Annotated in this window: 13 protein-coding genes; 9 read left to right on the top strand and 4 right to left on the bottom strand. The window is 62.8% G+C overall.

Going from position 1 to position 12503, the window contains the following annotated elements; genetic code table 11:
* Positions 1–59: 59 nt before the first annotated feature.
* A complete protein-coding gene (locus tag QGV55_RS05250) occupies positions 60–968 on the bottom strand; it encodes a transcriptional regulator GcvA (RefSeq protein ID WP_281017896.1) in 909 nt (302 codons plus the stop codon).
* Between the two features lie 132 nt (positions 969–1100).
* Between QGV55_RS05250 and QGV55_RS05245 the strand changes: the two genes are divergently transcribed.
* Positions 1101–1331, top strand: coding sequence for a DUF1127 domain-containing protein (locus QGV55_RS05245; protein WP_281017897.1), 231 nt, complete (start codon positions 1101–1103; stop codon positions 1329–1331).
* Between the two features lie 6 nt (positions 1332–1337).
* A complete protein-coding gene (locus QGV55_RS05240; RefSeq protein ID WP_281017898.1) occupies positions 1338–1820 on the top strand; it encodes an OsmC family protein in 483 nt (160 codons plus the stop codon).
* 152 nt (positions 1821–1972) lie between these two features.
* Here the strand turns inward: QGV55_RS05240 and QGV55_RS05235 are convergent, their stop codons facing one another.
* The 3 genes from QGV55_RS05235 to QGV55_RS05225 form a co-directional block, all read right to left on the bottom strand.
* Positions 1973–5548: an adenylate/guanylate cyclase domain-containing protein gene (locus QGV55_RS05235; protein ID WP_281017900.1), complete on the bottom strand. Its 3576-nt coding sequence runs from the start codon at positions 5546–5548 to the stop codon at positions 1973–1975.
* Positions 5549–5768: 220 nt separating this feature from the next.
* Positions 5769–6512, bottom strand: coding sequence for a flagellar type III secretion system pore protein FliP (fliP, locus tag QGV55_RS05230; RefSeq protein WP_281017901.1), 744 nt, complete (start codon positions 6510–6512; stop codon positions 5769–5771).
* Positions 6509–6772, bottom strand: a complete 264-nt coding sequence (locus QGV55_RS05225) for a flagellar biosynthetic protein FliO (protein WP_281017902.1) — start codon at positions 6770–6772, stop codon at positions 6509–6511. The genes fliP and QGV55_RS05225 overlap by 4 nt, the downstream gene beginning before the upstream one ends.
* A gap of 273 nt (positions 6773–7045) precedes the next feature.
* Between QGV55_RS05225 and flgB the strand changes: the two genes are divergently transcribed.
* The 7 genes from flgB to QGV55_RS05190 are packed head-to-tail and all read left to right on the top strand — an operon-like array spanning position 7046 to position 12346.
* Entirely contained in the window at positions 7046–7453 is a 408-nt protein-coding gene (flgB, locus tag QGV55_RS05220) for a flagellar basal body rod protein FlgB (protein ID WP_281017903.1), read from the top strand.
* Between the two features lie 30 nt (positions 7454–7483).
* Positions 7484–7888: a flagellar basal body rod protein FlgC gene (flgC, locus tag QGV55_RS05215; protein WP_281017904.1), complete on the top strand. Its 405-nt coding sequence runs from the start codon at positions 7484–7486 to the stop codon at positions 7886–7888.
* 53 nt (positions 7889–7941) lie between these two features.
* Positions 7942–8268 carry a flagellar hook-basal body complex protein FliE gene (locus QGV55_RS05210; RefSeq protein ID WP_281017905.1) on the top strand — a complete coding sequence of 109 codons (327 nt, stop codon included), beginning with the start codon at positions 7942–7944 and terminating at the stop codon, positions 8266–8268.
* A 12-nt stretch (positions 8269–8280) separates the two neighbouring features.
* Positions 8281–8559: a flagellar biosynthesis protein FliQ gene (fliQ, locus tag QGV55_RS05205; protein ID WP_281017906.1), complete on the top strand. Its 279-nt coding sequence runs from the start codon at positions 8281–8283 to the stop codon at positions 8557–8559.
* Positions 8560–8564: 5 nt separating this feature from the next.
* Complete coding sequence (gene fliR / locus QGV55_RS05200) at positions 8565–9326, top strand: flagellar biosynthetic protein FliR (protein ID WP_281017907.1); 762 nt, start codon at positions 8565–8567, stop codon at positions 9324–9326.
* Between the two features lie 9 nt (positions 9327–9335).
* Positions 9336–10442, top strand: a complete 1107-nt coding sequence (gene flhB / locus QGV55_RS05195; protein WP_281017908.1) for a flagellar biosynthesis protein FlhB — start codon at positions 9336–9338, stop codon at positions 10440–10442.
* Complete coding sequence (locus tag QGV55_RS05190; protein WP_281017909.1) at positions 10439–12346, top strand: ATP-binding protein; 1908 nt, start codon at positions 10439–10441, stop codon at positions 12344–12346. The genes flhB and QGV55_RS05190 overlap by 4 nt, the downstream gene beginning before the upstream one ends.
* Positions 12347–12503: the final 157 nt, after the last annotated feature.

The raw sequence follows: 12503 nt of genomic DNA, 5'->3' as shown, positions 1-12503 counted from the left end.
TATAGGGAAGCCGCGCCCCGCCTGTCAGCCTGCATCCTCAGCGCCGCCTCGACACTGCATTATCCCCGGTCCTGCTCCGCGCGGTAGGTGTAGGCCTCCTCGAACAGCCATTCACGGAAGGCGCGGATCATCGGGCGGTCGGCGGTGCGGGGCAGATGCACCAGGTAATAGGCCATGTCCGATGTCAGGGTGATCGGGAACGGTGCCACCAGACGCCCCGCAACGATATCGGCGTAGGCCAGGACATGCCGCGCCAGCGCCACCCCCAGCCCATCAGCGGCGGCCTGCAACAGCATCGCGGAATTGTCGAACATCGGTCCGCGCCGGGGGTCCGCGCCCTCCACCCCTGCAGCCGTCAGCCATTCCTGCCAGCCGACGGGATAGTCGTCATGCAGCAGCGTGTGGTTCTTCAGATCATCCGGACAGCGCAAGGGGTTCGGCCCCTCCAGCAGGGCCGGGCTGCAGACCGGAAAGACCGCGTCGTCGAACAGCCTGTGCACTGTCAGGCCGGGATAGTTGCCCCGCCCGGAACGGATGCCGAGGTCGAACGGCTCAACCTCCAGATCGACGATTCCTTCCGATGTGGACAGCAGCACGTCGATCTCCGGGTGCCGCGCCCGGAAGGACCCCAGCCGCGGCACCAGCCACTTCGAAGCAAATGACGGCATGCATGTGACGCGCAGCTCCGTATCGTCGCCCTGCACCGTGATGCGCTGCACGGCGGTTTCGAGCTGGTCCATGCCATCGCGCACGCCGGGCAGCAGCAGTTGCCCGGCCTCCGTCATCAGGATCTCGCGGTTGCGGCGCTGGAACAGCTTGGCACCGAACCAGTCCTCCAACCCCTTGACCTGATGGCTGATCGCCGCCGGGGTCACGTTCAGCTCCGACGCTGCCCTTGTGAAACTTAAATGACGGGCGGCGGCTTCGAAGGCGCGAAGAGCGTTAAGAGGCGGTAAACGGCGGGCCATGGCGATTCTCGCATATGAGATTTTCTAACAGACTAGCTGAGAAAGCATCGTTTGTAAGTACCCGACCCCGGTTCTAGATGAGCAGGTGTCGCGGCAAGCCGCCGGACACACTCGTACCCAAGGAGAGAAACCATGAGCCGGACCTACACAACCGTCCGGTATGGACAGCCGACCCTGTCCTACCGCCCTCTGACCGCCATTCTGGGCCCGGTGCTGCGCATCGCATCCCTGCTGAATGTGTGGGAGAAGCGCATGGTGGAGCGTCAGAACCTGGCCGAGATGGATGACCGCATCCTGCGCGACATGGGCATTGACCGCATGTCGGCGAACCAGGAAGCTGAAAAGCCCTTCTGGAGGAGCTGATCCGGCATGTCCGACACTGGACATCATACCTATCAGACCGACCTGACATGGACCGGCGCGGCAGCCGGGTTCGCGGATTACGAATCCTATGACCGGACCCACCAGCTTGCCGCGCCGGGCAAGCCTACCCTGACCACCAGTTCCGACCCCGCCTTCCTGGGCCTGCCGGAACATTGGAACCCCGAGGACATGCTGCTCGGCGCCCTGTCGAGCTGTCACATGCTCAGCTATCTCGCCTGCTGCGCCCGCGCCCGCATCACGGTGCTGGACTATACCGACCGGGCCACGGCCACGATGGTGGAGAACGGCAAGGGCGGCGGTGCCTTCACGGAGGCCACGCTGCGCCCGGTCGTCACCATCGCCCAGGCGGACAAGGTGGACCATGCGCTGCGCCTGCACGGCACCGCCAGCAAGGTGTGTTTCATCGCCAGTTCGGTGAACTTCCCTGTCCACCACGAGGCAGATATCCGGGTGGCCGGGGCGGGCTGACAGGAACCTTCTGCGAACGATCAGCGCCGCCCAACCGGGACCCCAGGCGAATTTGCGGAAGCGACAGTTCCACCCGGATCGGGTGCACAGGTTCTGCGTGCATTCGTCATTCCGCGATTTGAAGGGCCGCCAACAGCGTGCCTGAACCAAGATCAGAGGCGCACGGCAACATTTGCCCCAAGTTCCGCGAGCAACGCGCGCGCTTTTGCCTGGTCCTCCGGACAGTCACCCTCTGCGATGCTTTCGTGAACGGGCCGGAGAAGGGAAACGGCTTCCTTGATCCTGCCCTTTGCCTGCCATAGTCGGGCAAGATCAATCGCAGCACGCAATTCCCACAACCTGGCGCTCTGCTGCCGGGCCACATCGAGGGCAATTTCCAGGTATCTTTGTGAAGCTACATTGTCTCCATCGGCCTTGACTATCGCCGCCTGTAGTCGATGAAGGTCAGACAGTGCGTAGGTTTCGCCTGTCTTCTCGATCAGACCCTCCGCCATGGAAGCCAACTCGGCGGCTTCGTCGCCAAGTCCCATCTCCAAGGCAGACCATCCAACACTAATGCGTAGCTGGGAACCGAAGAAAGTGCAGTTGTGGTCGATAACCTTCTGGTCCGCAGACTTGAACCGCTCGATGCTGTTCTTGTCCCCCCGTCTCGCGGCTATGACCTGGCTGAACGAAGCAATATATGCAATCCAGAGCAGCAAATCATGCTCTTGTGCGATTGGTTCGATTGTCTTCATTGAACGCTGGGCTTTTGCGTCGTCACCGACAGCAAGGTAACATAAACTCAGTATTACAGCGGCATAGCATATCGTCTGAACATGTCCTGTTGATTGGGCAAGGCGTTCAGCCTCGGCGGCGTGTGCCAATGCACGCGATGTCTTGCCAAGCGTCATTGCGACGCAAGCCAGAAAGACATGCAGTGACACCCCGATATCCTGCCCGTACCGGTCGGCAAGCCCCGCATGCTTGAGCGGATCGAAATGGCTCAGCGCGATTTCCAGATGATGCTCGGCAACGGCAGTGTTGCCCATGAACCAGTGCGAACTGCCTGCGACCCGATGAGCAACCACAACAGATGAGGAATCTGATGATCGGCCCGCCAGATCCACAAGTGCCTCGGCCGTTCTCAACGCCTCCGCGTGCTGCCCTCTGATCCCGGTAGCCACCCACAAGCCATAGAGGATGGAGTAACGCATCGGCGTCTCGCCCACCCTGTCCGCGAAAGCCAATGCCTGCTTGAACGCAGCTACGGTTTCGTCAGCGCCATAGCCCCTGCGCGTCAACAGCGCCATGCCGAGCGGCACCTGCAGGGACAGGGCGCGGTTTAAGACGAAGCTGTCGCCGGTATCGAGCTGCGGCGTGATCAGCTTGATCGCATGACCAAGATGCGAGAGGGCCTCGTCAAAGGCTGGCCGACCGAGTGCAACCTTGCTGGCCGCTTCCCACAGGTCGATGGCGCGGTCGGTCAGGCCCGCCGCTTCGGCATGGACGGCAAGAACTTCGTGGGCGATGTCGGGGTCCGCCTCCAGAGCCGCCAGAATGCGCACATGGATCGCCCGGCGCTTGCCCTTCAGCAGGCTTTCATAGGCCGCGTCGCGCACCAGCGCATGCTTGAACAAGTAGGTCGCCTCCGGCGGCAGGCCGCGCCTGTAGACCAGTTCGGCGCTGATCAGACCGTCGAGTGCGGTCGCGAGTTCGGGTTCCGGCAAACGGGCAATTCTTGCCAGCAAACCATGGCTGAACCCGCGCCCGATGCAGGCAGCTGTCTGCGCCACTTCCTTGATCGGCTGCAACCGGTCCAGACGCGCCATGAGACTGTCATGCAGCGTGGTGGGAATGGCGATCGTGCTCAACGGGCCGTTCAGTACGAAACGGTCGCCGTCCTGCATCACAGCGCCGGATTCCAGGATCGTCTTGGTCAGTTCCTCGACGAACAGGGGCACACCGTCAGTGCGCTGGGCGATGATCGCCATGATCTCGTCAGGCAGCGCCCTGCCACCAGTCAATTTCGCGGCAATGACGCCGATCTGGTCCTTGCCCAGGCGATTGAGTGCAAGACGAGTGACAATCGGGTTGCCGCCAAAGCCATATTCGAAGGTGGGGCGCGCTGTCGCCAGTATCATGATGGGCGCTTCAGCGATCTCATCCAACAGGGTTTCGAGAAGTTCCAGCGATGTCGGGTCTATCCAGTGCAGATCCTCATAGACCAGCAGGACAGGCTTTTTGGTCGCCTGGCGCACCAGCAGCCTGCCCAGGGCCAGCATGATTTGTGCACGCTGCTGGGCAGGAGTGAGGTCCGGTGCGCCGTATCGCACAGCGCCGTCGAGGCCCATCAGCGGTGCAATCAGTCTCAGCGTGGCGCGGTCCTTGCCCAGCAGGCTTTCGAGCTTGTCCAGCCGCGTTTCCGAACTGTCGGAATGTGCGAAGCCTGCGGCAAGCGCCATCTGCTGCGTGACCGGATAAAACGCGCTGTCGGCGTGATAGGGCGAGCATTGATAGGTCATGCGCACATGTTCATCCTGCGCAACTGCATCGATCACAGCCCGGGTGATGCGTGACTTGCCGATGCCCGCCTCGCCGCTGACGATCACCATCTGTCCCTTGCGTGCACGGGCCATGGCCCAGCGCTCGAGGATCAGTTCGATCTCCCGCTCCCGCCCGACAATGGGCGTCAGCGTTCCGGTCTGGCGCGCGGCAAAGCGGCTTTCCTGCGACACCTCGCCAATGACCACGAAGACCTCGACCGGCGCACCAATGCCCTTGAGTTCCTGTCCGCCCAGCGATCGAACCTGGTAGGCGCCGCCGAGCAGGCGGCGGGTCTCATCGGGCAGGACCAACTGATTCGGTTCGGCGAAACCCTGCAGGCGCGCTGCCAGGTTGGGCGTCTCGCCAACGACCGCGGCTTCCTGCGTTGCCCCACTGCCGATCAGGTCGCCCACGATCACCACGCCGGTGGCGATACCCACGCGCGTTGCCAGCGGTGTGCCGTCGGACTCTCTTGTGTTCTTCACGCTGTCGATGATCGAAAGTCCGGCACGAACCGCGCGTTCCGCGTCATCCTCATTGGCACGCGGCCAGCCGAAATAGCACAGCACACCGTCGCCCATGAACTTGGCCACGAAGCCCTCGTAGCGGCTCACGACACCGGCGACCGTGTTCTGGTAGCTGGTGATGACATTGCGCATGTCCTCGGCATCAATGCGTCCCGCCATCTCGGTCGAACCGACCAGATCGACGAACATCACCGTCAGATGCCGACGCTCGGCGTCTGAGGAAACTGCTGCGGTGACAGGGTTCTGGACGCCGCTTGATGCAACAGCATTCTCGGCTCCAACCGGCGGTTCTTCAGAACCGGCCGAACGCTGAATCGCCCCCCAGATTCTTCGGCGCGGACCAAGCGGCAGCCCAAGTTCCACCAGATCGGCCTCTGCCAGATCAGGCAGGGTTTCAAGATCGATCTCGGCCTCTGCAAACACCGACGCAAATCTTTCCAGGCCGAGCCCGGACAACCATTGATTGATATCCGACACGTCGCCCCCTTTCCGAGGGCGCCCGAGATTGCGTTTGCGGGTCAGTACCCAGTCGACGAGACAGTACATGATGCGGCCAAGGACAGGTAGCGCCGTATTGACCTTTTCCGGGCGCTCGATGTTCTGGCCATGATCCCGCAGTTCCGACTGGCAGGTGTTCGCACAATTCGGCCGTACGTGACCGGTCGCAGGCTCCATATGCGGCGATCCAAAGCGGCCGTCCTGTCCGCATTGCTGCCATACGCAAAGTTCTCGGACAGGATCGCAGGTACTGGTTCGAACTGCCGGATCCCGGGCACTCGATCATTCGTTCAACTGACAGAAGCGCATCGGCTCACCCCGCAACCCTTTGGTGACATCCCCGTGGGTGGCCGGGTGGCGAGTGAAAGGGTGCCGCAATATCGAACAGTGGGAAGCGCTAACTCCCACCGCCTCCGACAAAGCTTCTGACCAGGCTCTCCGCGACCAGGTTCCAGCCGTCGACGATGACGAAGAAGATCAGCTTGAACGGCAGCGAGATGATGATCGGGGGCAGCATCATCATGCCCATCGACATCAGCACGCTGGCCACGACCATGTCGATGACCAGGAACGGGATGAACAGCAGGAACCCGATCTCGAAGGCGCGTTTCAGCTCCGAGATCATGAAGGCCGGGACCAGCGCCTGGATCGGCGTGTTCTCCGGCGTCAGCCCCTCCGTGTCGATGCGCCCGATATCGATGAACAGTGCCAGGTCCTTCTCGCGCACATGGGCCAGCATGAAGGTGCGGATCGGGGCGATGGCGCGGGTCAGGCCCTCGCGCTCGTCCACTTCCTCGTTCAGCAGGGGCTGGATGCCGTCGTTCCAGGCGGCCTCGAACGTGGGCGCCATGATGAAGGCGGTCAGGAACAGGGCGAGGCTGATGATCACCACGTTCGGCGGCGTGGTCTGCACACCCATGGCGGAACGCAGCAGCGACAGCACGATGACGATACGGGTGAACGATGTGACGACAACCAGGATGGCCGGGGCCAGGCTCAGCACCGTCAGCATCAGGACAAGCTGCAGCACCCGCCCGGTGAAGCTGCCGCCTTCGCCGAGGTCGATGGACACGTCCTGTGCGAAGGTCGGGGTCGCCGTCAGCAGCAGGCATGCCGCGATCAGCAGGAGCAGGTGCCTCACGATTGCGCCCCCGTGCCGGCGGGGGGCGTGATGCCGGTCTCGATGACCGACTCGCCTGTGGGACCGACCACCAGCAGGTGTTCACGGTCATCACGGCGCACCAGAACCAGCTTGCGCCGGGTATCCAGGCTCTGCACCGCGACGATGCCGATACGGCCGTTGCCGCCGGTGACCTTGGGTGCCAGGCCATAGCGACGGGCCAGCCAGGCGGCACCGGCGATCATGCCGATGATCAGCACCAGCGCACCGAGAAATCTCATGTAATCCAGTATGTCCAAACCTGCGGGGCCTTCTGCCTTTGCCGCCCGGGGCCGCGCATCGCGGTGCCGGAGCGAACGGGATGGGGGCGGGAATTTCTCTCCCGCAGGCGCAATGTTTGAAGGTGTTTGGTTAACGATCCGATAACGCCGGGGCGCGATGGTGCAGACCGTCAGGCTGTCGGGACCGATCATTACCTTTCATTAATCTTCTCCGTTCATTCTTGGCCGGATCAATGAACCCGCTGCCCCTGAACCCCTCGTGGAAACCGCCCGATGCTGATGAAGGACATACCGGTATTCGCCGCCCTGACGCGCCAGATGGACTGGCTCGGCGCGCGGCAGAAGGTACTGGCCCAGAACATCGCCAATGCGGATACGCCGGGTTACAGCGCCAAGGACCTGAAGCCGCTGACGTTCGAGGAACTGGTGCACAAGCCGCAGGCGACCATGCGGACCACCAAGACGAACGCGGGCCACATCGCCCCGCCGGGTGAGGCCGATGATGCCTATGCCAGGGCGAAGGGCGAGAACTACGAATCGACACCATCGGCGAACTCCGTGGTGCTGGAGGAAGAAATCCTGAAAGTCAGCGACACGCGCATGTCCTACGACCTGGCCGTGTCGCTCTATCGCAAGCACATGCAGATGATGAAGACCGCCATTGGCGGTCGCGGCGGCTGATCGCTCAGTGGCTGAAACCGGGAGAGTCTGATGGACCTCGAAAAGACGATGATCACCTCCGCCTCCGGCATGCGCTCCCAGAGCGCCCGGATGCGGATCATTGCGGAAAACATCGCCAACGCGCACTCGACCTCCATGACGCCGGGCGCTGATCCCTATCGCCGCAAGATCATGACGTTCCAGCAGACCATGCATGCGTCGGGCGCGCCGACGGTGGAGATCGACAAGATCAGCACCGACCAGAAGCCGTTCGAGAAGAACTATGATCCGGGCAACCCCGGCGCGGACGCCAGCGGCTACGTCAAGCTGCCGAACGTCAATCCGCTGATCGAGATGGTGGACATGAAGGAGGCCCAGCGTTCCTACGAGGCCAATGTCACCGTCATCGAGAATGCCAAGGCCATGATGTCGCGCACGGTCGATCTGCTGCGCTGAAGCTGAACTCTCACTGAGACCCCAAATCGCACCCCCTTCAAGGAGCTTCCAGTATGGATGTCACGCTGCAGAACGCGGCCATGGCCTATGGCAAGGCCCTGAGCCGAGGCGGAGATGCGGACCCGAGCGGTTCGGACACCGGTATGGTCAGTGGCGCCCAGGGCGGCAGCTTTGCCGACATGGTGCGCGAGGCGGCAGAGAGCGCCGTCGGATCGCTGGAGAAGTCCGAGCAGGTTGCCATGTCGTCGAACGTCGACAAGGCCGGTCTGACTGATGTCGTCGTCGCGGTGAACAATGCGGAGATCGCATTGCAGACCGTGGTGGCCGTCCGCGACCGGGTCGTCGACGCCTACCAGCAGATCATCCGCATGCCGATCTGACGGGGGACTGACATGAGCCCCGTCGAAGTCGTCGACATCGGACGCAGCGCCATCTGGGTGCTGCTGAAGACCGCCGCCCCCGTCATGCTGATCGCCCTGGGCGTCGGCCTGGTCGTTTCCCTGTTCCAGGCCCTGACCCAGATGCAGGAAATGACCCTCGCCTTCGTGCCGAAGATCCTGGCGATCTTCATCGCGCTGGTGGCACTCGCCCCCTACATGATCGGTGAACTGACCGGTTTCATGGACCAGATCGCGCAGCGTATCGCCGAGTCCGGCCAGATCGCCGGATAGCGATCGTGCTGGCCGAAGTCCTGCCTGTCACGATCTTCTCCACCATGCTCATCTTCGCCCGCGTCGGCGCAATGATCATGGTGCTGCCGGGATTCGGTGAACCCTATGTGTCGCCGCGTGTCCGGCTGGGCATTGCGCTCGCCCTTTCCATCGTCCTTCAGCCCGTCCTTGTCGCCACGCTGCCGCCGATCCCGGAGCAGCCGGTCAGCCTGCTGCCCCTCGTGGCCGGGGAAGCCCTGATCGGCATCTTCATCGGCGGGGCCGCGCGGCTGCTGGTCACCGCCCTGCACGTGGCGGGCATCGTCATCTCCTTCCAGGCCAGCCTCGGCTTCGCGCAGTTCTTCGATCCGGCGCAGGGTGCCCAGGGGGCATTGCTGGGCAGCTTCCTCAGCATCATGGGCCTGGTGATGATCTTCATGGCCGACCTGCATCACATGATGATGTATGCGATCAGCGACTCCTACGTGCTGTTTCCGGCGGCCACCGTGCCCCCGATGGAGGATTTCGCGAAGACCGCCGCAGGCTGGGTCGCCAACAGTTTCCTGATCGGGGTGCAGATCTCCGCCCCCTTCATCGCCTATGCCCTGGTGCTCTATATCGGCATGGGCCTGGTCAATCGCCTGATGCCGCAGATGCAGGTCTTCTTCATCGTCATGCCGCTGCAGATCATGCTCGCCTTCGTCATCATGATGATGGCCCTGGGGGCCAGCATGATGTGGTTCCTGGACCACTTCGAGAACGGCCTCGCCATGTTCCTGGTGCAATAGGGGGAACGGATGGCCGGTGACGGGCAGGACAAGTGGGAAAAAACCGAAGAACCGACAGAACAGAAACTGCAGGAGGCCCGCAAGAAGGGCCAGGTCGCCAAGAGTCAGGAAGTCGGTCACTGGTTCATGATGATTGGTACCGCCGCGCTGCTGATGTTCATGATCGGCAATGCCGGGGCGATCCTGGTCGACAGCCTGCGCGCTTTCGTCGCCTCCCCGGACCGGATCATCGTCGATGCCGGGGCAATGCAGGGCCTGTTCAACGGTCTGGTCGGCAGCGTCGCCTACGCCGTGCTGCCGATCATGGGCGTGCTGGCGGTGCTGGCCGTCGTCAGCACGGCTGTGCAGCATCCGATCCAGCTCACGCCGGAGAAGATCAAGCCGGAGCTCTCCAAGATCTCCCCGATCGCCGGCCTGAAACGCCTCTTCTCCGTCAATTCACTGCTGGAGTTCGGCAAGGGAATCCTGAAGCTGACCCTTGTTGCCTTTGTCGCCTTCTCGCTGATCTGGCCAGACTTCGACATCCTGCCCCAGCTCATCGCCGTACCGCCCCTCGGCATTCTGGAATTCGTCCGCGGCGAAGCACTGACCATGGTCGGTGGCGTCATGGCGGTCATGACCGTGATCGTGGCGGCCGACTTCGCCTACCAGAAATGGAAGACACGGCAGGACCTGCGCATGTCCCGCCGCGACATCAAGGATGAGCAGAAGCAGTCGGACGGCGACCCGATGATCAAGCAGAAGATCCGTGCCATTCGCATGGAACGCTCCCGCCGCCGCATGATGGCCGCCGTGCCCGAAGCCAGTGTCGTGATTGCCAACCCGACACATTTTGCCGTGGCGCTGAAGTACGACATGTCTGCCTTGGCCGCACCGGTCTGCGTGGCGAAGGGTGTCGATCAGGTGGCGCTGAACATCAGGCAGGTCGCCGAGGAGAATGCGGTTCCGGTTGTCGAGAACCGGCCGCTTGCACGGGCCCTTCACGCGGTTGTGGAACTGGATGAGGAAATACCGCCGGAGCACTACAAGGCCGTGGCGGAAGTGATAAGCTACGTGATGAACCTGAGCCAGAGTTACAGCGGCGGGCGCGCACCCGCGCGGAGCATCCAGAATTGACCGACCAGATCAGCACACCGCCAGACCTGACCTCCGGGCAGGACCGTGCAGGGACCCGGCCACCGATGTTGGCACTCGCCATGGCCCTGCTTGGCATCCTGCTGGGTCTGCTGCTCGCCGCCGGTCAGCTCGATCTGAGCCGGGAGATCCTCGGCGTTCTGGTTTCCGCCCTGTTCATCGGCATGCTGCCGGTCATCTTCCGCCGCCGCAGCGTGCGGACTGCGGATGACAGGCGGGCGCACATGCCCCCGCCTGTGCCCGAAGTGACCGCAGCCGACATCCAGCCGGTGGAGGAACCGGTCGAACCCGAGACCGAGCCGCAGGAACCCGCGACCGTTCACCCCGAAGCCCCTCTTGCTGATCCGGATGAGATCGCGGAGCTCCGCCAGGCAATTGACCACGACCGGCACAACTTCGAGCGGTTCATCAGTGGTGCGCCGATCGGGATCATCGTTGTCACGCAGGACGGCAGCATCAATCGGGCCAATGGCGCGGTTGGACGCATGTTCGGCTCCAGGGGCAAGGAGATCGGCCGCAACTGGGTCGAGTTCGTCGACGAGAAGGACCGGGACGCCGCCCTGCTGCGACAGACGCAGTTGATGGAGGGGAATGACTCCGTTGAACCGGTGGAAGTGAAACTCGCCGGCAGTGCCGCCCGGGTGGCACGCATCCATGGCACCTGGCTGGATCGGGTCGACCATGAACGGGTTGTCGTGTTCTATCTCATCGACGCCACGGAACAGCGCAGTCTGGAGGCGCAGTTCGCGCAGAGCCAGAAGATGCAGGCCGTCGGGCAACTGGCTGGCGGTGTCGCACATGATTTCAACAATCTGCTGACGGCCATGATCGGCTTCTCCGACCTGCTGCTGATGCGTCATCCGCCGGGTGATCCTTCCTACGCCGATATCGTCCACATCAAGCAGAACGCGAACCGCGCGGCGGCCCTGGTGCGCCAGTTGCTCGCCTTTTCCCGGCGCCAGACCCTGCGCCCCAAGGTGCTGAACCTGACCGACGTGCTGGCCGACCTGTCGGATCTGCTGCGGCGCCTGATCGGGGAGCATCTGAACCTGCGCATCGTGCATGACCGCGATCTGGGGTTGGTCAAGGTCGACCAGGGGCAGATCGAACAGGTCGTGACGAACCTGGTCGTCAATGCGCGCGACGCCATGGAATCGGGCGGCACGGTATCGCTCGAGACCCGCAACGTGCGGATTGATGTGCCGGAACCGGTCGGCGACGAGATCATGCCCGTCGGAGACTATGTCGAGATCGCCGTCATTGATTCAGGGCACGGCATCTCGGCGGAGAATATCGCCAAGATCTTCGAACCCTTCTTCACCACCAAGGAAGTCGGGCAGGGCACGGGCCTCGGGCTGGCCACCGTCTATGGCATCGTGCGCCAGACCGGCGGCTACGTTCTGGTCGAGAGCAAGGTCGATGCGGGCACGACATTCCGCATCCTGCTGCCCCGGGTCGATGCGGACCCGGAGACCACGGGTGCCAGCAGTCGCCGCGCCAGCGTCGACCTCACCGGCCAGGGCACCATCCTGCTGGTGGAGGACGAGGATGCGGTACGCATGTTCGCGGTGCGGGCACTGCGCAACAAGGGCTACACGGTGCTGGAGGCCGACAGCGGCGATACCGCGCTGGAGATCATCAGCAAAGGTGAGCACGAGATCGACCTGATGGTCAGCGACGTGGTCATGCCGAACATGGATGGCCCCACCCTGATCCGCCGCGCGCGGGAGGTACGGCCCGACATCCGCGCCGTCTTCATCTCCGGCTATGCGGAAGAAGCCTTCCGCCGCAGCCTGGGCGAGGACCTGACCGACGTAGAGTTTCTGGCCAAGCCCTTCAGCCTGAAAGACCTGGCAGCCAAGGTGAAGGAACAGCTCGGCAGCTGATTCGGAGACAGCGCCCCGCTTGCAGGACGCAGATGCACCTTCGCCAATTCAGACGTGAACATTCATCGTACATATCGCATTTTTCCATCTACTTTCAATGAGTTGATGAAACCGCTTTGCAACGGGAACAAAAAGCGTACATTGAACGCAATTGCAC

The sequence above is a fragment of the Minwuia sp. IMCC3009 genome, from assembly GCF_029909415.1.
Lineage (GTDB): Bacteria > Pseudomonadota > Alphaproteobacteria > Minwuiales > Minwuiaceae > Minwuia.
This window is presented reverse-complemented; position numbering and strand designations above follow the sequence as displayed.

Excerpts from the sequence above, each read along its gene's own strand:
- QGV55_RS05250 (WP_281017896.1), bottom strand. The coding sequence starts at position 968 with ATGGCCCGCCGTTTACCGCCTCTTAACGCTCTTCGCGCCTTCGAAGCC.
- QGV55_RS05245 (WP_281017897.1), top strand. The coding sequence starts at position 1,101 with ATGAGCCGGACCTACACAACCGTCCGGTATGGACAGCCGACCCTGTCC.
- QGV55_RS05240 (WP_281017898.1), top strand. The coding sequence starts at position 1,338 with ATGTCCGACACTGGACATCATACCTATCAGACCGACCTGACATGGACC.
- QGV55_RS05235 (WP_281017900.1), bottom strand. The coding sequence starts at position 5,548 with ATGGAGCCTGCGACCGGTCACGTACGGCCGAATTGTGCGAACACCTGC.
- QGV55_RS05225 (WP_281017902.1), bottom strand. The coding sequence starts at position 6,772 with ATGAGATTTCTCGGTGCGCTGGTGCTGATCATCGGCATGATCGCCGGT.
- flgB (WP_281017903.1), top strand. The coding sequence starts at position 7,046 with ATGCTGATGAAGGACATACCGGTATTCGCCGCCCTGACGCGCCAGATG.
- flgC (WP_281017904.1), top strand. The coding sequence starts at position 7,484 with ATGGACCTCGAAAAGACGATGATCACCTCCGCCTCCGGCATGCGCTCC.
- QGV55_RS05210 (WP_281017905.1), top strand. The coding sequence starts at position 7,942 with ATGGATGTCACGCTGCAGAACGCGGCCATGGCCTATGGCAAGGCCCTG.
- fliQ (WP_281017906.1), top strand. The coding sequence starts at position 8,281 with ATGAGCCCCGTCGAAGTCGTCGACATCGGACGCAGCGCCATCTGGGTG.
- flhB (WP_281017908.1), top strand. The coding sequence starts at position 9,336 with ATGGCCGGTGACGGGCAGGACAAGTGGGAAAAAACCGAAGAACCGACA.